Source organism: Marinobacterium sp. xm-a-152 (genome assembly GCF_013282965.1).
Classification (GTDB): domain Bacteria; phylum Pseudomonadota; class Gammaproteobacteria; order Pseudomonadales; family Balneatricaceae; genus Marinobacterium_E.
Map to the genome: position 1 here is coordinate 287,128 of NZ_WBYI01000001.1, position 25,691 is coordinate 312,818.

General features: G+C 46.5%; 23 protein-coding genes and 1 pseudogene. 13 read left to right on the forward strand and 11 right to left on the reverse strand.

The features are described from left to right. The first annotated feature begins 1 nt into the window (after nucleotide 1). Nucleotides 2–1,360, forward strand: coding sequence for an ATP-binding protein (locus XMA152_RS12785; RefSeq protein ID WP_173482500.1), 1,359 nt, complete (start codon nucleotides 2–4; stop codon nucleotides 1,358–1,360). Nucleotide 1,361: 1 nt separating this feature from the next. Here XMA152_RS12785 and guaD read toward each other — a convergent pair whose 3' ends face one another. Genes guaD through XMA152_RS01420 form a run of 4 tightly spaced genes read right to left on the reverse strand, consistent with a single transcriptional unit; the run spans nucleotide 1,362 to nucleotide 7,085 of the window. Continuing rightward, nucleotides 1,362–2,648: a guanine deaminase gene (gene guaD / locus XMA152_RS01405; protein ID WP_173482501.1), complete on the reverse strand. Its 1,287-nt coding sequence runs from the start codon at nucleotides 2,646–2,648 to the stop codon at nucleotides 1,362–1,364. Beyond that, nucleotides 2,645–3,424: a xanthine dehydrogenase accessory protein XdhC gene (gene xdhC / locus XMA152_RS01410; RefSeq protein WP_173480951.1), complete on the reverse strand. Its 780-nt coding sequence runs from the start codon at nucleotides 3,422–3,424 to the stop codon at nucleotides 2,645–2,647. Before xdhC ends, guaD begins: the two co-directional genes overlap by 4 nt. Beyond that, nucleotides 3,421–5,697, reverse strand: coding sequence for a xanthine dehydrogenase molybdopterin binding subunit (xdhB, locus tag XMA152_RS01415; RefSeq protein WP_173482502.1), 2,277 nt, complete (start codon nucleotides 5,695–5,697; stop codon nucleotides 3,421–3,423). The genes xdhC and xdhB overlap by 4 nt, the downstream gene beginning before the upstream one ends. Continuing rightward, nucleotides 5,694–7,085 carry a xanthine dehydrogenase small subunit gene (locus XMA152_RS01420; protein WP_173482503.1) on the reverse strand — a complete coding sequence of 464 codons (1,392 nt, stop codon included), beginning with the start codon at nucleotides 7,083–7,085 and terminating at the stop codon, nucleotides 5,694–5,696. The genes xdhB and XMA152_RS01420 overlap by 4 nt, the downstream gene beginning before the upstream one ends. Nucleotides 7,086–7,259: 174 nt before the next feature. On the opposite strand from XMA152_RS01420, the gene XMA152_RS01425 reads away from it, so the two are divergent. The 3 genes from XMA152_RS01425 (at nucleotide 7,260) to XMA152_RS01435 (ending at nucleotide 10,370) form a co-directional block, all read left to right on the forward strand. Next, a complete protein-coding gene (locus XMA152_RS01425; RefSeq protein WP_173482504.1) occupies nucleotides 7,260–8,624 on the forward strand; it encodes an 8-oxoguanine deaminase in 1,365 nt (454 codons plus the stop codon). Nucleotides 8,625–8,633: 9 nt separating this feature from the next. Next, nucleotides 8,634–9,128, forward strand: coding sequence for a xanthine phosphoribosyltransferase (gene gpt, locus XMA152_RS01430; RefSeq protein ID WP_173482505.1), 495 nt, complete (start codon nucleotides 8,634–8,636; stop codon nucleotides 9,126–9,128). Between the two features lie 279 nt (nucleotides 9,129–9,407). Continuing rightward, a complete protein-coding gene (locus tag XMA152_RS01435) occupies nucleotides 9,408–10,370 on the forward strand; it encodes a sensor domain-containing diguanylate cyclase (RefSeq protein WP_173482506.1) in 963 nt (320 codons plus the stop codon). Here XMA152_RS01435 and XMA152_RS01440 read toward each other — a convergent pair. Further along, on the reverse strand, nucleotides 10,367–11,797 hold the full coding sequence (locus XMA152_RS01440; protein WP_173482507.1) for a sigma-54 dependent transcriptional regulator: 1,431 nt from the start codon (nucleotides 11,795–11,797) through the stop codon (nucleotides 10,367–10,369). The genes XMA152_RS01435 and XMA152_RS01440 overlap by 4 nt on opposite strands. A gap of 24 nt (nucleotides 11,798–11,821) precedes the next feature. Then, nucleotides 11,822–12,220 (reverse strand): Hpt domain-containing protein, encoded by a 399-nt coding sequence (locus XMA152_RS01445; RefSeq protein WP_173482508.1) that lies wholly within the window; start codon nucleotides 12,218–12,220, stop codon nucleotides 11,822–11,824. A 205-nt stretch (nucleotides 12,221–12,425) separates the two neighbouring features. On the opposite strand from XMA152_RS01445, the gene XMA152_RS01450 reads away from it, so the two are divergent. The 6 genes from XMA152_RS01450 (at nucleotide 12,426) to XMA152_RS01475 (ending at nucleotide 17,376) form a co-directional block, all read left to right on the forward strand. After that, on the forward strand, nucleotides 12,426–14,090 hold the full coding sequence (locus XMA152_RS01450) for a SpoIIE family protein phosphatase (protein WP_173482509.1): 1,665 nt from the start codon (nucleotides 12,426–12,428) through the stop codon (nucleotides 14,088–14,090). 97 nt (nucleotides 14,091–14,187) lie between these two features. After that, a complete protein-coding gene (locus tag XMA152_RS01455; RefSeq protein WP_173482510.1) occupies nucleotides 14,188–14,781 on the forward strand; it encodes a uridine-cytidine kinase in 594 nt (197 codons plus the stop codon). Between the two features lie 73 nt (nucleotides 14,782–14,854). Beyond that, nucleotides 14,855–15,199: an STAS domain-containing protein gene (locus tag XMA152_RS01460; protein ID WP_173482511.1), complete on the forward strand. Its 345-nt coding sequence runs from the start codon at nucleotides 14,855–14,857 to the stop codon at nucleotides 15,197–15,199. A 3-nt stretch (nucleotides 15,200–15,202) separates the two neighbouring features. Next, nucleotides 15,203–15,709 (forward strand): hypothetical protein, encoded by a 507-nt coding sequence (locus XMA152_RS01465; protein WP_173482512.1) that lies wholly within the window; start codon nucleotides 15,203–15,205, stop codon nucleotides 15,707–15,709. An 8-nt stretch (nucleotides 15,710–15,717) separates the two neighbouring features. Beyond that, nucleotides 15,718–16,200 (forward strand): OmpA family protein, encoded by a 483-nt coding sequence (locus XMA152_RS01470; RefSeq protein ID WP_173482513.1) that lies wholly within the window; start codon nucleotides 15,718–15,720, stop codon nucleotides 16,198–16,200. A gap of 12 nt (nucleotides 16,201–16,212) precedes the next feature. Beyond that, nucleotides 16,213–17,376, forward strand: coding sequence for a WecB/TagA/CpsF family glycosyltransferase (locus tag XMA152_RS01475; protein ID WP_173482514.1), 1,164 nt, complete (start codon nucleotides 16,213–16,215; stop codon nucleotides 17,374–17,376). On the opposite strand, the gene XMA152_RS01480 is transcribed toward XMA152_RS01475, so the two are convergent. After that, entirely contained in the window at nucleotides 17,321–17,875 is a 555-nt protein-coding gene (locus XMA152_RS01480) for a hypothetical protein (protein WP_173482515.1), read from the reverse strand. The genes XMA152_RS01475 and XMA152_RS01480 overlap by 56 nt on opposite strands. 102 nt (nucleotides 17,876–17,977) lie before the next feature. On the opposite strand from XMA152_RS01480, the gene XMA152_RS01485 reads away from it, so the two are divergent. Next, nucleotides 17,978–19,174: a glycosyltransferase gene (locus XMA152_RS01485; RefSeq protein WP_173482516.1), complete on the forward strand. Its 1,197-nt coding sequence runs from the start codon at nucleotides 17,978–17,980 to the stop codon at nucleotides 19,172–19,174. Between the two features lie 8 nt (nucleotides 19,175–19,182). Then, nucleotides 19,183–20,418 carry a hypothetical protein gene (locus XMA152_RS01490; protein WP_173482517.1) on the forward strand — a complete coding sequence of 412 codons (1,236 nt, stop codon included), beginning with the start codon at nucleotides 19,183–19,185 and terminating at the stop codon, nucleotides 20,416–20,418. Between the two features lie 34 nt (nucleotides 20,419–20,452). Here the strand turns inward: XMA152_RS01490 and XMA152_RS01495 are convergent, their stop codons facing one another. After that, nucleotides 20,453–21,436 (reverse strand): hypothetical protein, encoded by a 984-nt coding sequence (locus XMA152_RS01495; RefSeq protein ID WP_173482518.1) that lies wholly within the window; start codon nucleotides 21,434–21,436, stop codon nucleotides 20,453–20,455. Nucleotides 21,437–21,580: 144 nt separating this feature from the next. Between XMA152_RS01495 and XMA152_RS12790 the strand changes: the two genes are divergently transcribed. Further along, entirely contained in the window at nucleotides 21,581–21,718 is a 138-nt protein-coding gene (locus XMA152_RS12790; protein ID WP_371731440.1) for a hypothetical protein, read from the forward strand. A gap of 389 nt (nucleotides 21,719–22,107) precedes the next feature. On the opposite strand, the pseudogene XMA152_RS01500 reads toward XMA152_RS12790, so the two are convergent. From XMA152_RS01500 to XMA152_RS01510, 3 genes and pseudogenes are all read right to left on the reverse strand, one after another. Further along, nucleotides 22,108–24,309: pseudogene (locus XMA152_RS01500) on the reverse strand (SLBB domain-containing protein); the annotation flags it as partial. Continuing rightward, nucleotides 24,263–25,186 (reverse strand): hypothetical protein, encoded by a 924-nt coding sequence (locus XMA152_RS01505; RefSeq protein ID WP_173482520.1) that lies wholly within the window; start codon nucleotides 25,184–25,186, stop codon nucleotides 24,263–24,265. The pseudogene XMA152_RS01500 and the gene XMA152_RS01505, both read right to left, overlap by 47 nt. Beyond that, the gene (locus XMA152_RS01510) at nucleotides 25,176–25,655 is read right to left on the reverse strand and encodes a hypothetical protein (protein WP_173482521.1); all 480 of its coding nucleotides are present in this window, start codon (nucleotides 25,653–25,655) and stop codon (nucleotides 25,176–25,178) included. Before XMA152_RS01510 ends, XMA152_RS01505 begins: the two co-directional genes overlap by 11 nt. Nucleotides 25,656–25,691: the final 36 nt, after the last annotated feature.

The following is a 25,691-nucleotide window of genomic DNA, read 5'->3' on the forward strand; positions in this document are numbered from 1 at the left end:
CGTGTTTCTAAAACCCAAAACCTTAGCCGCTCAGCTCGGCGTACAAATTGCACTGAGCTTGGTGCTGGTTTGGTTATTGGCAACGGTGGTCGCGCTATGGGTACTCGTTAAGGAGCTCAATTCAACCTACGATCAAAGCCTAAAAGAGACCGCACAACGTGTTTTGCCTCTCGCTATATCCGACTACCGACTTAACCAATTCGGCCTGCTTGATCTAAGACCTGAGCTAAGCTTACTGGGCACGCTCAATCTAAGCGTTGGTCCAAGAATTTTGGGCGATCAACCCGAATACCTGATGTATCAACTGCGTGACTTTAAGGGGCGAATACTGGTGCGTTCGAATAATGCGCCCATGACGCCAATGCTTGATAGTTTGCAGACAGGCTTTACCCATGGCAAAAATTTCAGCATTTATACAGCTTCATCGCTAGATGGTCGCTACCATCTTCAGGTCGCGGAGACCGTCGATCACCGCTACGGCGTCCTATTTGATACCGCCCTGCTCTTTTTACTGGTCTTTACCATTGCGCTACCATTGAGCGTTTTGCTGGTCTACATCGCAGTGAGACGACGTTTAGTGCCCGTTCAACAGTTTGCTGAGAATATGGCGACACGTAGCGGCAGTAATTTAGAGCCAATCGCACAAGCTGAGCTACCACAGGACTTTTTAGAGGTTCAAAGGGCCACTAATGCCCTACTTGATCGACTTAGAACCGCTCTGGTAGCGGAGCGTGAGTTTGCGGCCAACAGTGCACATGAGTTAAGAACCCCACTGGCTGTAGCGTCCGTTCAACTGCAGAGACTCTCTGATGAGCTTGGTTCGACGGATCAAGCTGAGCGACTCAAGATTGTTCAATCCAGCTTAGCACGCCTAACTCGTCTGATTGATAAGCTGCTTCAATTAGCGCGCGCTGAATCGGTAACCCTATACAAGGGTGAGCCAACCAATCTTGAGCTCATCGTTAAGATGATTGCCCGTGAGCTAGACCCTCGTAATGATCGAGTCGAAATCATCAGCGAATCACCGCCACTGTTAGATATCGATCCTGACGCCTTAGCCGTCATACTCAGTAACCTAGTCGAAAACGGCTTGAAGTATGCGCCCAATGAGAGCCCTGTCATCATCCGATTAGAGTCGAACGGTGCCTTTAGTGTTGAGAATTTGGCACCCGATTTAGCGCCAGAAGATCTAAACGGATTGAAGCAGAGGTTTGTTCGCGGTAATCAGAGATCTCAACCAGGCAGCGGCTTAGGCTTGGCCATAGTCGGTGCTATGGTTGATCAGTTAAATGGCGATCTGGATTTAAAAATCGCTGGAGAAGGTCGCGGCAAGCGGTTGATAGTAAAAGTAAAGATATAACCTAAAGGGCAGGCTCGCCCATCACATAGGTCTGTGCGATTGATCGATCATCCCCCAGAATAGAGAGTGCAAATAAGACATCTTCAATCTGATCAGCCCGTTTCATCCGCTCTTCGATCACCGGTGTAGAGGCCAAGTCGAGCAACACCATATCGGCCTCAAACCCTTCTGCTAAAGCGCCAATTCGATCATCCAGCCCCAATGCCTTAGCACCGGCCAGAGTGGCCATATAGAAGGCTTCTAAAGGTTTAAGAAGATGTCCCGCCATCTGCTGAATTTTATAGGCGTCACCTTGGGTGCTCAGCATAGAGAGCGACGTACCACCCCCAACATCAGTACCCATAGTCACATTAACGCCAGCCTGTTGCAGACGCTTCAAAGGAAATAACCCCGATCCTAAGAAAAGATTGGAGGATGGGCAGTGACAAATAGCGGAGCCACAGTCATGAAGACGTTGCATCTCAGCGTCATTGAGGTGAATGCCGTGAGCAAACACCGAACGATCGGTCACGAGTCCAAAGTGATCATAGGTATCTAAATAGCCCTGGCGATCAGGAAATAACTCCCCTACCCATGCGATCTCATCGACATTCTCAGAGAGATGGGTGTGTAGGTAGACATCACTATTCTCTTTCATTAGAGCACCAGCGACCTCTAATTGCGCGTCGGTCGATGTGGGTGCAAAGCGAGGTGTTACCGCGTAACCCAACCGTCCACTACCACGCCATTTGTCAATTAACGAACAGGAGTCGTCATAGGCCGATTGAGGGGTATCACACAGATCATCTGGTGCATGCCGATCCATTAAAACCTTGCCGCTGACCATACGTAGATTACGACGTAGGGATTCTGCAAAAAAGGCATCCACTGAGTTAACCGAAGAGGTCGCAAACACCAGGGCGGTTGTCGTGCCGTTCGCCAATAACTGGTCGAGAAACCGTCCAGCCTGCTCTGTCGCGTAATCAATATCGCGATACTTTAATTCCACAGGGAAGGTGTATCGATTCAACCAATCCAACAGTTGAGTCCCGTAGGCACCGATCATTTCAAGTTGTGGGTAGTGAACATGGGTATCGATAAATCCAGGAATCAGTAGATGCCCAGGACGATGCTCGATTTGAAGATCAGAGGGGATATGCTCTCTTAAATCAGTGTAACTGCCTACCCGTTTAATCAATCCATCGACTATCCAGATAAGCCCATCTGAGTGATAGAACCACCCTTCATCATCTTTAGGTTGAGAAGTACAACTCAGGATCTGACAACGTAACGCCCAGGATTGACTCATAATTCACCCCGCTGTTGCTGCAGCCGAGTCATGACATCAGCCGCAACCGAAATCGCAATCTCTACCGGCAATTTAGTATGCAAATTCTGCAAGCCTATAGGCGAGTGAATGGAGTCAATGATTTCCTGAGAGATACCCCGCTGAGCAAGACGCTGTCTGAATTTCAATGCCTTAGTTTCTGAGCCTATCATGCCAGTATAGGTCGGCAGACCTCCATCGATAGCTGCCAGTAGAAGATCCAGATCCAGTTGATGATCATGGGTCATAATCAACATCCATGCATCATTCGGAATATCTCGCGCCACATCAATGGGATCACGTTCAATGCGGGTCACACCATCTGGAATAGGCTGAACAAAGAGCTCATCTCGGTCATCCACCCAGTTAACGGCAAAATGCAGTTGCGCGAGCAGAGGCACTAACGCTTGAGCTATGTGGCCGGCACCAAATAGGTAAAGAGGCTGTAGAGAGGTATTAAAAACCTCAAACAGCACCCTAACCTCTCCACCGCAGCACTGCCCAAGATTACCGGCCAGAGTGTACTCAAGTTCGTGCAGACCATCTTTCTGCTCTGTCAGTAGCTGTCGTGCGAATTCAATCGCCTGATGCTCAAGATTACCCCCACCGAGTGAATCCACCGTGGCGTTACTGGTGACCAACATCTTGGCACCTGACGAACGTGGACTGGAGCCTCTCTCACCGACCTGTGTGATTAAAACAACCGGTTGCCCCCGCTTTAACAGCTCAGCAAGTTTGTAGCTCCAACGTTGAATCACAGAGAGTCCTCAAGGGTAGTAATGGCGTTTAAAATGGCCTCAGGGGTTGCCGGTGCATCTAAGGTAGGCGATATACCATAGCCGGAAACACTCGAAATTGCATCGCGAATTGCACACCAGACAGAGATGCCAAGCATATAGGGTGGCTCACCGACTGCTTTAGATCTTGCTATGGTTGCCGCACTGTTCGGTTTATCCAGTAATTCGATAATTAGCCTAGTGGGTCGATCACTAATCGCTGGGATCTTGTAAGTTGCTGGGGAGTTTGTCAGTAGACGCCCTTTGTCATCCCACTTAAGCTCCTCACTGGTTAACCACCCCACTCCCTGAATAAACCCACCCTCTATCTGTCCCTTGTCCAAGGCTGGATTCAATGAGCTACCCGTATCGTGCAAGATATCGACTCGTTCGATATGAGTGGCGCCCGTTAGTCGATCGATAATGACCTCCGAGCAGGCGGCACCGTTAGCGTAGTAAAGAAATGGGTTGCCTTGTGCAGAAGCTCTGTCATACCAGATATTTGGCGTTTTGTAGAAGCCTGTGGCAGAGAGCTGAACACGATCCATATAGGCTGCTTTTACAGCCTCGGCAAAAGTGATTGAACTGGCACCCCAGCTCAATAGCCCCTGTTTGAATTCAATCTCTTCGGCACTAATCGATTCGCGATTGGCAATGAAATCTGCAATTCGACTCTTCAGGGTGGTCGCTGCGTCATGGGCTGCCATACCATTCATGTCGCTGCCGCTTGAAGCTGCTGTCGGTGACGTGTTGGGAACCTTGTCAGTTCGAGTGCTGCTCATCTTCACTCGATCGATCTCAATGCCCAATACTGAGGCAACCACTTGAGCCACTTTAGTGTAAAGTCCCTGCCCCATCTCAGTACCCGCCTGACTGACCAGAACGGAACCGTCTGTATAGATGTGAACAAGCACGCCCGCTTGATTGAGATGCTTAACAGTAAAGGAGATACCAAACTTCACCGGGGTTAACGCCAGCCCTTTAAGATAACGAGATGAAGCTAAGTTATGTTTAGCTATTTTCTGACGACGACGGTCATAGTCAGCACTCTCTCTAAGGCGGGTCATGATCTCCCGCAGCGTTGTTCCGTCGACGGTTTGACCATAGTGTGTCTGCTGACCTGAATAGAGGTTCTTAAGCCGTGTATCTAAAGGATCCTGTTTACAGGTGCGTGCAATATCATCCAACATCGCTTCAGCCGTGATGACCCCCTGAGGCCCGCCAAAGCCACGAAACGCCGTGTTAGAAACCTTATCGGTTCGCCAACGCTCACCAGTGATTTTTGCAGCCGGGTAATAGTAGGCGTTGTCACTGTGGAACATCGCACGATCTACAATGGCATCACTCAAATCTGGAGAGCAGCCACAGTCGCCATTAATGTCAATCTGTACCGCTTCGATTTGACCATCACTACGGAATCCCACTTGATATTGGTTAATAAAGGGGTGTCGTTTCCCCGTCACCGTCATATCAGTTGATCTAGGTAGACGAAGTTTTACCGGTCTGCCTAGCTTGTGCGCCGCCAGTGAGGCTAAACAAGCCCAAGGCGCTGCCTGTGTCTCTTTACCGCCAAAAGCGCCTCCCATGCGTCGTACTTCAACAACCACCTCATGAAATGGAAGGCCCAACACTTCAGAGACTAGGGTTTGCACCTCAGTTGGGTGCTGAGTAGAGCAGAGAAGATGAATACCTCCCTCCTCTGTTGGCACTGCCAAAGAGGCCTGCCCTTCAAGATAGAGATGTTCTTGACCGCCAATTCGCAATTCACCAGAGATCTGATTTTCAGATCTGTCCATTGTGGACAGATCGCCTCTCTGCATCACATGAGGAGGACGTACTCGATACGCCTGGGACTTGGCCTCTTCAATAGAGAGGATTGGCTTAGACTCTTCGTATTGAACCTCAGCCAATAATGCCGCAGAGCGAGCTTGCTTCTCATCCGTAGCCACCACAAGAAAGATCGGTTGACCGTGAAAAAGCACGTCGCCATCCACTAAAAGTGGGTCACCCGGAAAGACAGGACCGATATCTTTGATTCCAGGAATATCCTTGGACGTCAGCACGGCAATAACACCTGGAGCCTCTTGCACTGCACTCAGATCCAAAGATAACAGACGGCCTCGGGAGATGGATGCTTGCCCGATGGCAGCAAACAGGGTGCCTTCAGGTAAGGGAGTATCATCCACATATCGTGCTCTACCCGTCACATGCAACAACGCACTGTCGTGAGTGACTGAAACGCCTACAGGTTTCATACAGACTCCTTCGCACTGATTAGATGGAAGTGAATGACACGGGCACAGGCTTTGAGGCGATAATCAGCGCTGGCCCTGAGGTCTGATAGAGGTGTTAACTCGCCTAACGCATCAGTGACCTGATCCAGGGTAATGGATGAGGGTTCTTTACCTTCAAAAGCAGCCATCACACCCAGTGCCAAAACCGGAGTGGCCGCCATACCTCCTAACCCTATTCGCAAAGAGGTTAACTGTCCCTCATGCATGGTGTAATGAGTCGCTACAGCAACGGCAGAGATATCATCATCCAGACGTTTGGATACCTTCTCAAAATGAACCTGGGCCTGATCACCAAGGTTGAAGTTAATCTGACTGATCACCTCATCCGAACTCAACGCGGTCTGCTTATAGCCTAAGAAGAAATGTTTTAGCGCAACCCTTCGCTCTTGTTGAACAGAGCTCAAAACCAACTCTGCATCTAAAGCGAGCATCAACGGAGCTAAATCGCCAATTGGAGAGGCATTTCCGATAGAACCACCCAAGGTCGCGCGATTACGGATCTGTTGTGATGCAAATCGACTGAGCAACTGATCAAGAGCATGAAAACCAGACGCTTTTGCCTGATCTTTAATTCGACTCAAAGAGACCGCTGCACCGACTGACCAGTGCCCAGCCACAAGGGTTAACTGATTTAAGCCGGCAACCCTATCAGTACTGATAAGCGTCTCGACCTGTTCAAGCCCCTGAGTCGCCCGCAGCATCCAATCAGTACCACCGGATAACAAAATGGCCTCTGGATGCTCCGATTTCAATTCACAAAGGGCTTCTAATGTTCGAGGTTGATGGAAACCGACAACGGATGCCGTTGAGTTTTGTAGCTGCTTTAGGGAGTTGATTAACTCAACTTCACACTGAGCAAATCGATCTTGGCTGCAATCGGCCAACTGAACCGCTTTAACAATAGGTGAGTAGCCGGTGCATCGACAGAGATTACCGCCTAGGGCTTCATCGATCGCCTCCACATCAGGATTGGATTCATGCTTTTTCAAAGCAAGAGCAGAAAGAATGAACCCTGGGGTGCAAAATCCACACTGCGATGCGTGCTGATCTATAAACGCCTGTTGCAGAGGGTGTAGATCATCGCCTTGCGCTAGATCTTCAATCGTAATCAGCGCTTTACCAGCCAATTCCGCAACCGGCATCAAACAGCTATTGACCGCTTCATACTTAAGACTTTCATTATCATCTAGAGAGACAAGCACAACCGTACAGGCACCGCAGTCACCAGAGGCACACCCCTCCTTGGTCCCTGTGAGACGTTTAGATTCACGCAGGAATTCCAATAGAGTCTCGGTATTGGAAAGCGGACTATCCTGCTCAATGGAACCATTTTTCCAGTAACTGATCATATGAATGCTGCCTGAAGGGTCATATATAATAGACTTATTGTGCTAAAACCTAACCAATCGGTCAAATAAATAAACTGACCTTGAAGTTAATTTTTATTTGATTTTTGAGTCAAATATTGGGTTCAATAGACGACTATTTTTCAATTATTAACAAGCTTTGAGATCCGCCACAGTATGACAGACAACCTTCGCATCTGGTTATCCAATCCATTAGCCATCTACACGGGAAACGATGAGGATGCTTCTGGCGGTATTGTTGTCAGTGGCAAGGCGATCGTAGAGCTGGTTGCCAAGGGCGAAACACCCGTTAATATTGATCAAACGATTGATGTCAGTGATCAGGTTCTGATTCCCGGTCTGATCAACACCCACCACCATTTCTATCAGACACTGACTCGCGCACTGCCCGCAGCACTCAATAAAGAGCTTTTTCCTTGGCTTCAGACGCTCTACCCTGTCTGGGCGAATTTAGATCCTGAGGTTCACCGAGCCGCCACAAAGCTGGCACTGGCCGAGTTACTGTTGTCCGGCTGCACAACCGCTTCTGACCACCACTATCTGTTCCCAGCCAATCTCACTGACGCCATTGATCATCAGATCGAAATTGGTCGTGAGATGGGTGTGCGTATGGCGATGACCCGAGGTTCTATGAGTCTTGGCCAAGACCAAGGTGGATTACCGCCTAATACCGTGGTTCAAACAGAAGATGAGATCTTGCAGGATTCTGAACGTCTGGTCTCCCGCTATCATGACAGAGAACCCTATTCGATGTCACAAATCGCCTTAGCACCCTGTTCTCCATTCTCGGTAACGACCGAGTTGATGCGTGACACAGCCAGTCTGGCCAAACAACTCAATGTACGACTCCATACGCACCTAGCAGAGACCATCGACGAAGAGAACTTCTGTGAACGCTCTTTTGGTATGCGAACGGTAGATTACCTAGAGTCTGTTGGTTGGCTATCCAGTAACACTTGGTTGGCGCACGGCATACATTTTAATGACGAAGAGATTGCCCGATTGGGTAAGGCTGGCGTCGGAGTCTGTCACTGCCCAAGCTCGAACATGATGCTCGCATCGGGCATTGCTAAAGTGAAGGAGCTTGAAGCGGCCGGTTCACCCGTGGGGTTGGGTGTCGATGGTTCTGCGTCGAACGATTGCTCGAATATGATTCAAGAAGTTCGCCAAGCCATGTACATCCAGCGCCTGCGTTACGGATCCTCTGCGGTCACCCATTTTGACGCCTATCGTTGGGGTACCAAAGGCTCAGCACAGGTATTAGGCCGTGACGATATTGGTGAGCTCGCGGTGGGTAAAGCTGCCGACCTAGCTCTATTTAAGCTTGATGAGCCGCGCTTTAGCGGTGCACACGATCCATTAGCCGCCCTGCTGTTGTGTGGGGCGCATCGCGCAGAAGCCGTTATGGTGAATGGCGAGTGGCGCGTTAAGGCCGGTGAGTTAGTCGGTCAAGATATTGAACGGATCATGCATGAACATAAAGAGGCTGCAAATACACTTGCGGCTCCTGCGATTTCTTAGGAGAAGATAATGACACCCTACAGCAAAGACTTTCCCGTAAGCTGGGATGAACTGCACCGAAATGCACGAGCGCTGAGCTGGCGCCTTCTAGAACAAGGGCCTTGGAAAGGCATTATTGCCATCACTCGCGGCGGCTTAGTACCATCAGCCATCCTAGCTCGAGAGATGGATATTCGCATGATCGATACAATCTGTGTCCTTAGCTACTCAAACTCAGACACTGGTGAAGCTTCTGTTCAGGGGCAGATAGAAGTACTAAAAGGCATAGAAGGTGATGGCGAAGGGATGATTTTGGTCGATGACTTGGTTGATACCGGCCGCACCGCAAAATACGTTCGCGAAATGCTTCCTAAAGCGCACTTTGCAACACTCTATGCAAAACCGGCAGGGAAACCACTGGTTGATACCTTTATTACTGAGGTCAGCCAAGATACTTGGATTCGTTTCCCTTGGGATATGGTGCAAACCTTTGCACAACCACTATCAGAAGTTATCGATAAGTAACTGATTTTAAATAAAGCATTGTTTTGATTGCGCGTTCTTTTTTACAAAAATAAAACGTCTAAAAATAATCCTGCAAAAACAAAATCCTCTGCTAGGCTTAAGCTTTCATTATGTTTGGAAGGGTTTTGTATGGGTTTTAGTTACCTAGTTTCCTGCCTATCTTTGTTACTCATTAGCCCACCTCTTTGGGCTAATGAGACTTCTCTAATAGCTGAGATAAGACTCCACCCCGGCATCTTTTTAGTCTCTATTACTCTATTCATCATTGTGCTGGCCACAATGACTCGAACCCTGCAGCTACTTCGTTCACGTGGACATAAGCAGTTTAGACAGCTTAAGCGTGAGCGTCACAAGACACAGCGACATCTTGCCATCATCGACAAACATATCTTAATGGTGAATACCGATCCAAACGGGAAGGTAACTAAGGCATCTAGCGCCTTATGCGAGCACACGGGATATACAAAAGAACAACTTAAATCAGGCACATTAGCTCGTTTAATTCCAGACGAAAACAACGCAAGTCTGTTGCAACAACGGTATCAAGAGGCAAGTCAGAAAGGGGGCGTGAGTGTTGAGACCCAAGAGAAAAATGCCTACGGTGGACTCTATTGGGTCAAGCTTCAGATCGAGCCTCAATACGACCGAAACGCTAATCTGATCGGATTCACCGAGATTCGCGAAGACATTTCGACTCAGAAAAAACTGGAAGAGCTGTGGATGACGGACCAGTTAACCGGTCTCTACAATCGTTCGAGGCTGGATGAGCTATTTGATGCAGAGCTGCGACGTGCAAACCGATACGGCACTCAATTTTCACTGTTACTGTTAGATATTGATCACTTTAAACAGATCAATGATACCCACGGGCATCTTGTAGGCGATGATGTTCTCTACGCAGTCGCTAACCTGCTTCAGAGCAATATTCGTGATGTGGATATATTGGGTCGCTGGGGCGGTGAAGAGTTTATGCTGATACTTCCTAACACCAACCAATCTGAAGCGTTGATCCTTGCTGAAAAACTTAGAAACACACTAAGAGATCATCCATTCACACCCGTGAGTAAGGTAACGGCCAGTATCGGTCTAAGTAGTTATATTGCCGGTGTCGAAGCAGATGAGCTATTTAAACGGGCAGATGATGCGCTCTATCGAGCCAAAGCAAAAGGAAGGGATCGGGTAGAGTTAGGCATGGTCAGCATACCTAACCCTAATGAACAGAGTCGCGATCGCAGCGCTTAACTCCAACCCTTTATTTTGCGATAGAGTGTAGAGGGGCTAACCTCAAGTAACGCGGCCGCTTTAGGGACATTGCCTTTACAGAGTTTGACGGCATTTTCGATGATTTTTCGCTCTAATACATCCAGAGGTTCAATCTCGTCTAAGCTTTGAGCCATCACTTTCGAATAGGGTTTAGACTTCTTAGCGGATTTACTCGTTTGAACCTCTTCTGGCTCCTCTTTTTTCGCGGGTTGTGGTGCCACAATCTCCTGCAGCGAGTTTAACGGGGCCGGGAAATCGGCTACACCGACCATACCCCCCTCGTTTAATACAACGACATTACGAATCACATTCTGAAGTTCGCGGACATTGCCCGGCCAGTGGTACTCCAGCAATCTACGCTTAGCTTCATCTTCAAAGCCTTCGAAATACTTGGTCTCTTCACGCGCGTAACGGTTTAGGAAGAATTCGGCAATCATTAAAATATCATCACCGCGATCCCGTAACGGCGGCAGGTGAACAGGAATCACATGCAGGCGATAGTAGAGATCCTCTCTAAAATGACCCGCCTGCACCTCAGCCAAAGGATCTCGGTTCGTTGCACAGATGAATCGGACATCGACCACCTCATCTGAATTACTTCCCACTTTTTGAATAATGCCGGTCTGAATGAATCGTAGCAATTTGGTTTGCAAATCAAGACTCATTTCACCAATTTCATCTAGAAAAAGCGTACCACCATCGGCTTTGCTGGCTGCGCCCTCACGATTGGCACTGGCCCCAGTAAACGCCCCCTTAACATGGCCAAAGATCTCACTCTCCATAAGATCTTTAGGGATAGCGGCACAGTTAATAGCAACGAAAGGACCTTCAGAACGCGCGCTCTGCTTATGCAGCGCTTCTGCAGTGAGCTCTTTACCAGAACCACTCTCTCCTGTGACAAAAACAGATGCCTTACTGGGGCCCGCACGCTCGATAAGATGATACATATCTTGCATCGCAGGACTGGCACCAATAAAGCTATGGAAGGTCTCACGCTCCCTCTTCTCTGCCAAATCGACAGGAGCAAAGTTCAGCTTCGCCACCTGTGCAAATGCTGAACTGATCGCCACCTTTAATCGACGCGCATCAAAAGGTTTTTCTAGAAAATCATAGGCACCTAAACGAATGGCGTCGACAGCCACATCGATCGAGCCATGCGCGGTCATAATGATCACCAAAGAGTTAATCTGATGCTCAATAATTCGTTTAAGAAGCTCAAAGCCATCACCATCGGGCAGGCGCAGATCCAGAAGAACGACCTGATAGACCTTGGAATCAAGTGCGGTGTGAGCTTCAGCCAGTGTGGCGGCGGCATCGACTAATACCCCCTCCTTCTCGACGTACTGTGCATAGATACGTCGCAGGCTGGCACTGTCTTCAACAATTAATACTTGATTCTGAGACATCAGAAATTTCCTCAATTAACTCTATTAAGCCGATAGCGCTGATGAAAAACGGTTCAACTCAGCAAGGACAGATTCCAGCTGCGAGGGTACAGAAGGTACAAACTGATCAACCGTCGCCTGATCGCCCGATTTGGCTGCTTTTTCAATACGCTCAGCAGTAGAACGAAGCGTTTCGGCACCAAAGGTTGCTGAGGTACCTTTCAGTGAATGTGCTTCGATACCTAAAGTCGCTAAATCATTTTCAGACATCGCTTTACTGATGTTTTCTAAACGCTGTGAAGATTCTGATTCGAACACTTCAATAAGGCTTGGCAAAAAATCGATCGACGTGTCCTCTAAAAGACGCTCCAGTACTGCAAGATCCAGTACTTCAGAAACCTTTGAAGCAACCGCCTGATCCATTGAATCGATGATTTGTCCCATTTAACTATCTCCTTAAAATAACCCTTCCAAACAGTGAAGGTACATCAAATACAAGCAAGGTCCATGCCAACTATTTTTACTGCTTTCAAAAGGCCTATTCATAGTGATTCGCAAAATGCAAAAAGTCTAGATATTTGATTAGAGACTATTGGCACGGTTTGTGCTTACCCACTTGCAATACAAACTAAACAAACCGAGTTTTAAGATGAATATTGCAGTATCAGCGAAAATTAGCGAACAAGACCATTTTGATATCAATAGAATCCTAATGGTTGATGACAGCCCTACCGAACGAGCTCGCGTTGGCACGATGTTAAAAGACCTAGGCTATGAAGTAGTTGAGGCCTGTGATGGTAAAGAGGCACTCGCACTGCTGGAGAGAGACCAATTCCAATTGATCCTCTCAGATCAGGTGATGCCCGAGATGGATGGCAAAACACTCTGTCGCACTCTGAGAAGCAACGATCGTTACGGATCACCCTACGTTGTTATGCTGACCGCAGAAAATGATCAAAATGAGCTGGTCACCTGTATGGATGCAGGCGCGGATGATTTTTTGCGTAAACCCGCCGTTAAAGAGGAACTTCGTGTGCGACTGGCTGCAGGTGCGCGGTTGGTAAGCATGCGTAAAAGTGTCACCGACCAGAACGAGCAACTCAACGAAACCGTGACTGCACTGGAAGCAGCACAGAAACAAAATGAGGAAGAGTTGCAATTTGCGACGCATCTTCAAGAGGAGTATGTACCAAAGAATCAGTGGTTATCACCAACCCTAGAACTCGCTACACACTTTAAAACAGCACGTGGCATTGGTGGTGATTCAATGGGATTTGTTACTACCAATAACAATCAAGTACTGATCTATCAGATCGACGTAATGGGACACGGGGTCGCATCGGCTATGCTCTCCTTTACCTTACAAAATGCCATTCAACAGATGCTGGGGTACTACATCAATCAAAGTGTCTTGCCACCGCTTCACCAAATCGTTCGCAGACTGAATGAGCGCTTTCCGAGTGAGCGTTTTTCAGGCCTCTACTTCACTATGTTCCTTGGCATGATAGATGAGCAAGCCAATACCCTAAGGTACTGCCAGGCAGGACACCCTCACCCCTGCGTATTAAGCGAACAGGGTGATATGATGCAGATAAGCCGCGGCAGCTTTCCAGTTGGAATGTTTGAGTTTGCCGACTTTGAAACACGATCCCTTCCCTTTTTACCAGGTTCTTCATTGCTGTTAAGTAGTGATGGACTGTTTGATATTGTTGATGAAACAAACTCAGCTATAGGCCGCAATGCGATCGAAAACATACTGAAACGTGAACGCAGTAAAGATGCCGCAACTCAGTTAGATATCATTAAGCAATTTGCCTATGATTGGGGTAACCAAGAGACCCCAGAAGATGATGTATCGGTCATGTTGATTAAACGCTCCTCGGAGAACAACCCAGAGACAGAGTTGAACGTCCAGCCATTTCTGACCAGTCTTCGCCCTACAGAGAGCGACGTAGAAAAGACACTGGATCGTATCTATCTTCACTTAAAACTGCTTAATACCGAGGATCTAATCCTCTCTAAGATCAGAACCGCACTTGCTGAACTACTGAACAATTTTGTTGAACATACTCTTTGGCCAGAAGATTACGCGGAGCTTCCTATAGAGATCATCACAACGACCTCTAAAAGCTGGATTGAGTTCAATATTCAAGAGTATTCCGTAGAGCTTCCTCATCTATGCCCACCTAAGCCCTATTCAGGTGAATCAGAGTCAGGGCGTGGCCAACACATCATGATGAGTTGGATCGATCAAATCAGCTGTAAGCGTGCCAATGATGCAAACCTATGGCGACTGCGTTTTAAAAACAGCTAATAAAGTCACTCAAAATAAGCCGCATCTATTGCGGCTTATTCATTTCCAGAACTGATCTCTCTATAATCTGAGCACACTTTGAACCGATGGAATTGACGTGAAAACTCTTTTGATTGCCGTTGCAGGTGCTTCTGGATCTGGGAAAACCACCGTAGCTAACGCCTTGTTGCAGGGCATTCAATCACAGGGATTAACGGCCACGCTGTTTAGTCAGGACAATTTTTACAATCCTATTGGCCACCCGCTCAATAATTACGATGAGCCACAAGCGCTAGAGCTCGACCTACTCGCCGAAAAATTACATGAGCTTAAACAGGGATTGGCAACTGAAATTCCAACCTATGACTTTGTCGTTCACAGACGCCAGAAAGAGACTTTGATCATTGAACCACTGGATGTGATTTTGGTTGAGGGGCTTTTTCTACTGTCACAACCGAATTTAGTCTCAGCCTTTGATGTCAAAATCTACTTAGATGTTCCTCAAGAGATCTGCTTCCAGCGCCGTTTTGAACGAGACCAAATTGAACGAGGCCGCGAACCTGACGACATTCGTCGTCAATACAACGACCAAGTGCGACCTGGATTCGAACGTCACATTGCCCCATATCGCGATCAAGCCGATATTACAATTGACGCCCTCCCCTCAGATGTAAAAAGTTTTATTAAAAATAGACTAAAACTGCCTCGATAATCGGAACAACCCCCTAAGTTGGCACACCTATTGCTAAGGATATATAGGTACATAATTAACTTAGGAGTTACCGATGAGTTTTACAGTCAGTTCTTACGATTCAGCTAACGTCGTTCACATGCCAGAGAAACTTACTATGGCTAATGCGAACAGCGTAAAACAGCAGCTAACCGAGATGATCGAAGAGGGAAAAACTAACCTTGTCATCGATTTGGCTGGCATGAGTTTTACCGATTCAAGTGGTTTAGCCGTGCTTGTTGCTGTCTACAAAAACATTCAAAAATTGGGTGGTTCAGCGGTGATCTTGTCGCCTCAACCAGCAGTGCAATCTCTGCTAGAACTGACACGCCTGCAAGAGCTATTCGAGATCTATCAAGATCCGAATGCTGCCATTGAGCGAGTCAGCAAAGCGGCTTAACCAATGTACGAAGCCCTTCGTGAACACCTAGACTCCGCCGTGCTTACATTGGCGGAGTCAAAAGGATCAGAGCTGCCCAATGCACTTATTGAGTCGCGCATCACCTCAATCATCTTCTATAAGGCGGCCATTGAGTTGATTGAACGGTTCAATAACGGACAGATAAACATCCTGGACAAACTTCCAGAAAATGTCCGTCGTTCGCTCCTTACGCCCAACTGCATGATGAGTTATGAGCACTGGCTAGATGCCATTTCTAATCTGCATCTTGAGCTAGAGAAGGTCTACTACAGTGATGCCCATTTAACACACGAAACACTAGCAGATATACATCGAAATGCGATCGATATTGAGCAGTTTGTACTCAGTGCACCCTTTAACGGTAGAGCCAACCTGTTAATGCCAGGATTAATAAAGCGGGACCAAAAACTTAAATGTTTAGCGGCACCCTTTTTAGTCTTTAAGAGGCTAGGTTTACTGACTCCGTTGAAATCGGTTGTGAACGGATAGGAGTGATCATGAAAAAATATGACGGCCTCATACTGGGGTCATTGGTCAGCTTACTCCTGTCTGGTTGCAGCCAACAACCGATACAAAACGAAAACGAGACGATCTATTTTTCGCACTCGTTGCAGAATATCGCCACTCCCTTAAAGCCTCAACCAGTCGTCAACATTGTGCTACCGATCATCTACTTCGCCAACGACAGTTATGAAGTGACGCCAACCGAGAGGGTCAAACTCAAAGAGTTTGTTGAGACACTGGGTGAGCAACGTCCGTCAATCATTTTGAATGGGCATACCGATTGGAATCGCAGTGACCAATACAACGATCAGTTGGGGCTGAATCGATCCGAGTCCGTCCTACTAACATTGGTTGATATTGGCTACCCAGCTGAAAAACTGGCCACAGCCTCCATGGGCGAATCCCAACCCGTTGCAGATAATCAAACCGAACAGGGCCGTCAACTGAATAGACGAGTCACCTTGTCACTATTCTAATAGAGCCAAATCATGACACGAGAAGAAGCGATTGCACGTGATCTAAAGCGCAATGTATGGACAGTCATGGGGCTGCCGTTTGACTGCACAACAGAGCAAGAGACGACAGATCATCTGATTGATGCGATGCTAAAAGAGGAGCGCTGTTTCTTCACTACACCGAACCTAAATTTTGCAATCACTGCACAAAATGATTCGCAATTTAGGGATTCAGTGATCAACTCAGATTGGGTGGTCGCGGATGGTATGCCGCTTATCTGGATTGCAAAAACTCTAGGGATTCCTTTGCCGGAACGCGTCGCTGGCTCTTCAGTGTTTGAAAGGGTTAGGCAAGAGTATAAAAACCCAGATCGCCCTATCCGAGTGGTCTTTTTCGGCGGCCCTGATGGAACCGCAGCTGAAGCGTTTAAAAAGATCGCGGTAGATAACAGCAGCATGGAAGTCGTTGGTTTTTACAGCCCCGGCTTTGGCTCGATGGATGAGATGAGTGATCCTGAGATAATCAAACAGATCAATCAGACAGATGCGGATCTTTTAATTGTTGCGTTAGGAGCAAAACGAGGCCAGCAATGGATCGAACTAAACCGTAAACAACTAGACGTACCGGTCATTTCACACCTAGGTGCCGTCATCAATTTTGTTGCAGGCACGGTAAAACGGGCTCCTGTTTGGATTCAACGCAGTGGTTTAGAGTGGTTATGGAGAATTTGGGAAGAGAGTAGCCTCTTTAAACGGTATTGGCATGATGGTCGCGCCTTTATTTGGCAATACCTCACCAAAATACGCCCCTATAAAAACCTAATGCAGAAGCAGTCTCAACTACCTCAAATACCCTTGGAGTTTAGTTTTCTAAACGACTCAAACACCCTACAGATATCGGGTGATGCAGTTCACAGAAACCTATCAGATCTTAGAAGTGCATTAATTGAGTTAATTGAAGAGGAGAGAATCAAGGTCATCGACCTAAAAGGCCTATCCCGGCTGGATGGTTCATTCATCGCCCTGCTACAACTGGTGCAAAAGCAGATCAATATAAGCGGTCACAGCTTGAAGCTTATAAACCTTGATTCAGTTCATCTGCAACAGTTTGAATACGCTTGTGTATCTGATCAATTCACAATTATTCAACATCCAAGCCCAGTGGATGACGTTTCACTAGCGCCCACTCAATCATAGAGATCAGCAACACCAGTGCAGTTGAGACAAGATAAACATTCACGACCATCTCAAGATGAGTAAAAGGGTCTTTCTCCTGTAAAAACTCTACCAATAAGATCACTGCGGCAATCCCAACTCCGGGCAACCAAGAGTAGGCTAGATTTCTTAGCAGTCGATAGAGTCTGAATCTAACTATCTTCTTAGAGGGGTTTATTAGGGCAAAGCAAAGGTAATAACTGAATGTGTGAAACGCGCCAACACTGAGCATCAGCAGGCCAAGGTAATCCAGATAGTAGGTTTCATAAATTGCCTTCCCTACAACGAACTCGATACCAAAAAAGATAAGCAACAGCATTACCGATCTCATTAAGTATTCAACAATCAGCACAACGACCAATGGCTGATTCTTCAACTCACCAGCCTCCGCTTTTTCCATAGTCTGTAGATTAGAGGCTCGAGGTGGTCCGATGACAGATAGATATCCTAGAATGAATAAAAATTTCGACAGAGCTCTCATCTAATTCCTCTCTTTGTGGCACACAAATTGCTTTAACTAACAGGGTGCAAACCCATTACTTGCCCAGTGATAAGCAATTTACAGGCCAACTTGAGAAATATTATGAGTAAACAGACACTGTTAATGATCAGCATAGAGCTTCCCTACCCCGCTAATAGCGGTGGTCGGGTCAAGAGTTGGAATATGCTGAAGTACCTAACCAACCACTACTCTGTTGCCTTGGCCTGCCCACTTAAATATGGGGATCAATATTTAACTGAATTTTCGCAGTCGATAGATCTAGAGGAGTTACTCTACGAAAGGGTTGAAGAACCCCGTTCGCCTAAAAACTTGGTTAAGAGCTATCTGAAAGCGATCCCTCTTAATGTCTTAAGATCAGGCTCAAAAAAACTGAAAGAGCGTATTGCAGAGATCGCGAACAATTACGAAATCATACTGATTGATCATTACGAAGCAGCTCAATACATACCCAACCATTTCAGTGGCAAAGTGATATTTCATGCTCATAACGCCACTTACCTAATGTGGGATCGTTATGGCAAAGAGGGTAATAATTGGGTTATGCGTACCATCGCAAATTGCGAAGCCAAACGCGTTGCAAAGTTTGAATCTGATATCTGTCGTCGCTCTGATCTATTTTTTGCTTCACCCAACGATATAGACAATCTTTCCAAAATCGGAGCTGATACCAATATAGCAAGAGAGACCTACCACCTTGGGGATGACACACAACTTGCTCTCCCTAGCCTCAGATTTGAAGAGACAGAGAAGCGACTTCTCTTCGTAGGCACACTCAGTTGGGAGGCTAATGTTGATGGCTTACTCTGGTTTATTGAACATGTGTGGCCAGAGATAAAGGCCAACAATCCTAACCTGATTCTAGACATCGCCGGTGGTAACCCTGCACAACGTCTTGTCGACAGAGTTACACAGATCCAAGACATTCACTTGCTAGGCTTTGTCGATGACCTAGAGCCACTGTTCAAGCGCTCCCGTGTGTTTGTTGCACCACTCACATTTGGTTCAGGCATTAAAGTCAAAGTGCTCAACTCAATGTGCAGAGGACTTCCCATTTCAACCACATCGGTGGGTGCCGAAGGCATTGATGCGGACCACTTAACCCACCTATGCATAGACGATACCGCTGCAGATATGGCGAACTCAATTGATCGTTTGCTGCATGATCAAAGGCTATGGGAGACACTGGAACAAAAGAGTCGTGAGCGGGTACGTGAAAAGTATACCTGGGATAGGGTTCTAGGTTTCATGGTCAACGAAATCAATCTGCTATCGACTTAATCGAACCCGTGTTCATCTCGACTCGAGCCCTTATCACCTTTGCACTGGCTGTCATCTTCTATACAGCGTTTAAGGGTGCCTATTACTTCATGGCCAATAGATTGCAGGAGGTCGGTTTTCTCCTAACCTTTATTCTATTTGGCTACTCTGCATTGGTTGCAGCACTGAACGTTAAAGAGCAAAACCTTCGATGGAGTTTCTGGGTGTTCACCACCCTGATATTTGTGGCCTACACCTTTGTGCTACCGGCCTATCAATTCTCTGTGAATGCGGGTGTGTCAATGCTACCCAGCATGATGGCATCACGTGAATTTCTGATTGTGTTTATTGCCCCTACTCTCTACTTCTTGTACCGAATTGGTTACAAAGTTGAAGACATTAATAGAGTCGTTCTGTTGGTGTTTGCTGCCATTGTTTTTAGTTATGTATTTCACTATTTCCGTATCGATCTTGAAGCTGCCTACAACTCCTCTGACCCAACGATAAAAGGGATGACAACGCATGACGAGCATCGAGGATATCGATTAAAAGCGCCTCAGGTAGCTCTATTTCTAACGACCATAATTTCAGCCTATCTAATGGTGACTTCCGAAAGCTTAAGAGCAAAATTGGGTTGGGGTATCACATTTTGTGTTTCCGTTTGGATATGGTCCATTATTCAAGCAAGAGCACCAACGGCAATGATGATTCTGGGTGTTCTTCTCTATCACCTATGGTTTGCAAGAAAGCCACGCATGGGATTGCTTTTCCTGGGTATGGCTCTAATCATTCCGCTTTATACTCTGGCCATTCAACAATATTTTGCCGTTATGGAAGGGGCCGATGATGGTGTTCGCTATCGCTCTTACATGATTGCTCTTAACACTGTGATGGACCATCCATTTTTTGGATTTGGTCAACAAAGTGCAGCGACAATCACAGAGCAAGAGATCTTTTGGTATAAGTTCTACAGCTCAGATCTCGGTTTAATAGGTGTGGCATTTAAATTTGGCATAACGGGTGCTTTGCTCTATGTGGCACTGATGATCTATACACTCAAGAAAGCAGTGACTACCAACTGGTTAATTATTCAGCATACGGGGAAAGCTAACGTATTTTTTGTTGCATCCATTGCGAAACTAATTACCGATATTTTCAACTCTTTACTGTCCGTGCACTATATTTATATCCATGGTCTCGCCCATGCATCAATAATCATTGCCCTGAGTGTTATCTATAGACTCGAGTATCAGAATCACAGATAGACATTATAGAAACTGGCGACTGCATAGAGAGTCACTATTGATCAATCCACTCTTCGAAAGTCTGAGATGTAACCTCATCTTCAGAATTGGGATTTGATTGTACCTTTCCAACTCGGGCTTTGTATTCCGATAGAGCAGCGTTCATTTTTCTTAGAATGACGAGCCCAATTACTAAGAAGAGACCTAAAAATAACACTCCTACAAAAGCTAATACGGTCCACTTTTTTCGGCTCGGGTATGACTTGTAAAGCGGTGGATTAGCAGGCTGTATCATCTCAAAAGGATAATTCTCACGAGCATGGATCATCGATTCGACACCCAACTGTGCTTCTAATAAACGATAAATAGAACGTTGCACTTCGATATTATTAACCTCAGTCAGACGGCGTTCTAAATAGTCACGACGAGAATTCATTGTCTCTACAGAGCGCTGTTTAATAAACGCATTAAAATCAGCAAGGTAGTGATTAACAATCTCTGCAGAATAATCGGATGAGTGAGTGGTCGCATAAACGGTCAAGAGACCACTTTTTTCATCATGAGAGTGGCCAACGTGCTCTTCCCTAAAAATCTTAGTGGCAACTCGATAATCTGGAACAAACCCCTCACGAAATGAGGCAGACTCTGCATTCCATTCGTTGGGAAACAACATCGGCAGCAGTCCGCGCTTATCAATAAAATACTTTGTAAACTCAAAGCTATTTAACTTAGCTAACAAGCGATCAAGTTCATTACTAGGTGCAACATCAATAATGAAGTCGTGCTCTAATAATCCTAAAGCATCGCTACCTCGATAGCTTTCTGGGGCTACGCCACCTGGATTTTCATTGATATTCACAGCCGCGATTCCTGATGCGGTAAACTTATCATCCACAAACTTTGATAAACCAAAGACAGCAGCTGCTGAAAAAATGGCCGCGATCAACAGACGATATTTCGAGCGGAGTACAGCGTCTAAATACTCTAAAAGATCCACCTGTTGATCGATATGAATAGGTGGTTCATTTGTGTTCTTCATAATTAATTACCCTTAAAAAGATAACTGACGCTTGAGGCTGATAAGGTCAATTTATAGAACAGATCGACCCAAGATTGTGTGAACTCTCGACCATTGATTCGATCGACACTCAACGGCACATAGATAGTAGACCCTGGAGTCACTTTGACGTTTGAAGCGCTACCTAACCAGCCCCAACTCGATGCTTTAGAACGAACACTCATCACCTCTCCATTAGCTTGTACCACAAAAGCATGCTCATGCTGCGCTAACTCTTTCATACCACCGCTTAGATTGATGTAGTCCAATGAGGCTCTATCTTTTCGATATTTATGTGACGTTGGAAAATAGACCTGACCGACGACAGAGACCTCATCTTGGTATTTTGGAACCCTAATGCGATCTCCAGACTCTAGAACCACATCAGACAGCTCTGAGCAGTTTTTAACAGCGGCCTCCATATCAACCACCATACGTCCTACTGCACGCTTAGGAGCCAGTTGCTTGATGATTTTCAAAGTTTCCTCTGCGCCGTTGTTTTCGGGCTGTTTATCCTGTTTTTGGTAACCTGGTGAAAGGTGTACATCCGCTAACAGATCATCAAGCTCGCCCATCATGCGATCCAGTGCCTGTTGTTCACGAATGCGAACAGATTCACGGGTGAATACCGTACCAAACAGATAAGCGTCCTCTGTAAAGCCACCCGCTCTCTGCAGCAAACCACAGAGTGTTTCACGCTTATCAACGGTGTATGTGCCCGGGAATAGAACTTCACCTTCAATGGTCACCTCTTTACGGTTACTGATCCATTCAGGTTTTTGTCTGATGACCAGATGGTCCGAGGGTATCAACACAGTGGTTAAATCTTCGCTTATACCTTCTCTCTGAGTTAAAGAGACATCGTATTGATCTATGCGCGAATAATCGCCTTTGATAATTGAGCGACGGGCTAGCGTTGCCTCTGAGTTGAATGCTTGCTCTTTTAGGCCGCCTGCAGCAACCACAAGATCCTCAATACGCATTCCAGCCACTAGGGGATAGAGGCCAGGAGAACGTACTGATCCGCTCACTTTAACCACCTGTGTAGGCGTATTGATCGAAGCTTGCTGTCGCAGCTTCTCAAGTAACCCGTTTAAAATCTCAGATCGGTTACTGTCTCGGCCAAACAGGAAGAGTTCATCCCCTGCTTTCAATTTAGGGTTGTAGCGATTGTGTGTTAAATCCAACGCTGTCACATCCACCTTTAAGCTGTCAGCATCGGTGCGCGACAAAATTACATAGGAGCGATCACTACCTACCTGGAAGCCACCGGCATACTCAATCAAATCGGTTAAGCGCATCTCATTGGCGATTGGATAGGTGCCGCCATGACGAACGAACCCTTTGATCCGAACCAGAGGTGAAAGCTCTGATGCAGACGCCTCGCGCTCCATTCTCTTAACCAGATTATTGAGTTGATCTGCACGCTGATCGTGCGTATTGAAAACGACAATTCGATCTCGCGCCTGCAAAGTCAAATTATCTTCTGAAAATGGGTTAGAGAGTGCATTACCTAAATTAAAATAGAGTACCTCTGTTCTCTTGCTAACAGGATTTTCTCTCTCTAGCAGTGCGGTTGATAAGTCAGCGCCCTGTTTAAGAGTGGCAACATCCTTAATCAGATCAGTGACTCTAATACCGCTTCGCCACTGCATTGCACCGGGTTTAAGCAGATGACCATCAAGCAACACAACATTTTCAACACGATCTATCACTGGTAGCACCTTAACTAGATCGCCATTGATCAGACGAATATCCCCACCCTGCTTCGTCATATCGGCAGAGATCAACTCATAGGACTCGCTTGAACCTATACGTTCTATCATAACGGTGCTTTTGGCAGCCGTCGGTAACAGTCCACCAGCCAGTTTGAGCAAGTCAGTAACGCTCTGCTCTTCCTCGATTTCATAGATTGCTGGTCGATGCACTTCTCCCGCAATACCTGCCGTCATTCCGATAGGTTTGATAAAGATGATGTCGCCTTGGCGCAGATACGCATTTCCGCTGTCATCACCCCGTAGAAGCAGATCATAGAGATCAAAATCTGCAACAACCCGGCCCTGACGCTTTACCTGAATGGAGCGTAGTGAACCGGTTCGTTTAATCCCCCCTGCCTGAATCAAGGTATTCAGTAGCGAACTCATACCACTCACCGTGTAGGTGCCTGGTTGATTGACTTCACCGACCATTAGAACCTGAATGGAGTGAAGCTCAGCTAGCGTTACGATACTTTTCACACCGACTCGGACGCGATCAATGGACTCTTTGATTAACAGTTTAGCGTCTGAAAAATTGAGACCCGCAACTTGAATGGCGCCAATTTCTGGAACCAGGATTTGACCCTCACGAGTGACGACAAGTCGATACTCCAAATCGGTCACACTGAAAATCTGCAGCACAAAGGTATCACCTGGCCCAATGATGTAATCTTCAGGAACAGGAATACCTGCAACGGGTGCAAAGGTTGTGGCAAGCGTAGTGAACATGTCATAGCCAAATTGCTCAAGCGAAGGCTGAGTTTTCAAATCGCGGCTTTTCTCCGTTAACTCAACCGGCTTCAGCGTCTCTGCAATCTTTTTCTCTATCTCAGAAGGCTCTTGTAACTCATCGATGATTAAGCTTTTCACAACCCCCAAAGGGACCTCCTCTAAGGGTAAGTCCTGACCGGTTGGAGCCGCATTAATCGCTGCTTGACGCTGCTGACGCTCGGGTAGTGAATTGGCCGACGCGTTATTGACCGTGAATGCCATTAACAGACAGAGAGCGCTCAGAACAGAGCTATTCGTGTTAAACATATTCATTACCCTCTTACTCATCAGCAAACTTCTCGCAACCGTTAAAGTTGACCAGCGCATTTAAAGCGGTGCTTGGACACTGATCTTTGTAATCAAAAACACCATCGCCATCACTATCTTTAGGTCCTTTATAGAGCACTCTCTCAACAAAATGCGCCATTTGTTCAGGCGGCATTATTTTGTCCGCAGCACTTGAAAAACCACAGTCTCCGATCTGATCTATAAGTGATCTAGATAAAGAGTTACTGACTCCGATCAAAAAGATACAACTACCTTTTAACTCTTTTTGCGACATCCATTTAGGCGTTTTTGATTGAATAAGGTGGCCTTCAGGGTAGCGATATGCCTGACGCAATCGATCAATGGCATTGACTAAATTTTCATCCACGACACTCCAATCCGTCAGAATCACCAGCGTTTGAAACCCCTTCACCTGAGTAGACTGTTGATGTAAGGCGTTTAGTAGAGAGATCAAATCCTCAGCGACGAACTGAAATTGTTCACTATCTAATTGATAAGGATCGATCTTAGAGAGTGGCTTAAAGCTGAAGTCCGAGGAGAATTGCCCCAGGTCATTGGCGGCTAGCAAACGGCTTTCAAGGTTTGTATTGGGTGCCGTTACCAGAAAACGACGCACGACCTCTTCGGCATAATCTGTACTGGGTACACCTCGATACTCTTTACCCTTTAGGGTTGTCCAGTCAGCAATCAGGGTAAATTGGTCAGCTCTTCTCTCAAGCTGAAGTTGATTAACCCGCGGCTCAATATTGAGTGGATCAAAAATATGCAGTGAGCGTTTATTCAATGAAGTGTTGTATTCGTCAATCGACGTTAACAGTGTTCTCTCTGGTACATCGATGGTTCGTTCAAAACCAGAACAACCCGCTAAAAACAGCGTTGTTATCGGTAACAAAAGCTTCAGTAGATCACTTTTCATTTGACGTTCCTTTGACACCTAACAGGTCCTTAGCCTCCTGAAACAGATCAAAAGGCAGATAATCACTAAGATGAGAATTGGGCATCAAATCGATACCAGCAAAGCTTTTGATTAGATAGAGAGCTGCAGCCAATACAATAAGAGCGGTCATCATTAAACTGCCAGACACCAGCAGGTAGACAGTTCGTCGTAAACCAATGGGCAAACGCTCGATCCGGTTCAACTCTAAATTGTGTGTTTTACGTCTTCGATCACGACCTGCAAACAGAACGAGATAGTAGGCTCTAAAAAAAAGCGGGAGTCGAATGCGGATATCTAGACTGTGTCGTGTTTCGGTGGACTGAGCGACCAGTGCCGACCTGACGTCGTTGAGTTGTTCAACACTGAGACTAGAGAGAGTTTTATGAGGAATTCGACTGATCGTAAAATCAGCAAATACTTCACTACTCTCTCGGGTTTTATCCTGCACACTGCTACCTAATCATTAATTCTCAGATAGCAATAA

Bases quoted from the DNA above. Each gene is read 5' to 3' on its own strand.
- XMA152_RS01470 (WP_173482513.1), top strand. From the start codon at position 15,718: ATGAAAAAATATGACGGCCTCATACTGGGGTCATTGGTCAGCTTACTC.
- XMA152_RS01425 (WP_173482504.1), top strand. From the start codon at position 7,260: ATGACAGACAACCTTCGCATCTGGTTATCCAATCCATTAGCCATCTAC.
- XMA152_RS01445 (WP_173482508.1), bottom strand. From the start codon at position 12,220: ATGGGACAAATCATCGATTCAATGGATCAGGCGGTTGCTTCAAAGGTT.
- XMA152_RS01435 (WP_173482506.1), top strand. From the start codon at position 9,408: ATGACTCGAACCCTGCAGCTACTTCGTTCACGTGGACATAAGCAGTTT.
- XMA152_RS01440 (WP_173482507.1), bottom strand. From the start codon at position 11,797: ATGTCTCAGAATCAAGTATTAATTGTTGAAGACAGTGCCAGCCTGCGA.
- XMA152_RS01450 (WP_173482509.1), top strand. From the start codon at position 12,426: ATGAATATTGCAGTATCAGCGAAAATTAGCGAACAAGACCATTTTGAT.
- XMA152_RS01465 (WP_173482512.1), top strand. From the start codon at position 15,203: ATGTACGAAGCCCTTCGTGAACACCTAGACTCCGCCGTGCTTACATTG.
- XMA152_RS01460 (WP_173482511.1), top strand. From the start codon at position 14,855: ATGAGTTTTACAGTCAGTTCTTACGATTCAGCTAACGTCGTTCACATG.
- xdhB (WP_173482502.1), bottom strand. From the start codon at position 5,697: ATGAAACCTGTAGGCGTTTCAGTCACTCACGACAGTGCGTTGTTGCAT.
- XMA152_RS01480 (WP_173482515.1), bottom strand. From the start codon at position 17,875: ATGAGAGCTCTGTCGAAATTTTTATTCATTCTAGGATATCTATCTGTC.
- XMA152_RS01505 (WP_173482520.1), bottom strand. From the start codon at position 25,186: ATGAAAAGTGATCTACTGAAGCTTTTGTTACCGATAACAACGCTGTTT.
- XMA152_RS01485 (WP_173482516.1), top strand. From the start codon at position 17,978: ATGAGTAAACAGACACTGTTAATGATCAGCATAGAGCTTCCCTACCCC.
- XMA152_RS01475 (WP_173482514.1), top strand. From the start codon at position 16,213: ATGACACGAGAAGAAGCGATTGCACGTGATCTAAAGCGCAATGTATGG.
- guaD (WP_173482501.1), bottom strand. From the start codon at position 2,648: ATGAGTCAATCCTGGGCGTTACGTTGTCAGATCCTGAGTTGTACTTCT.
- XMA152_RS01420 (WP_173482503.1), bottom strand. From the start codon at position 7,085: ATGATCAGTTACTGGAAAAATGGTTCCATTGAGCAGGATAGTCCGCTT.
- gpt (WP_173482505.1), top strand. From the start codon at position 8,634: ATGACACCCTACAGCAAAGACTTTCCCGTAAGCTGGGATGAACTGCAC.
- XMA152_RS01495 (WP_173482518.1), bottom strand. From the start codon at position 21,436: ATGAAGAACACAAATGAACCACCTATTCATATCGATCAACAGGTGGAT.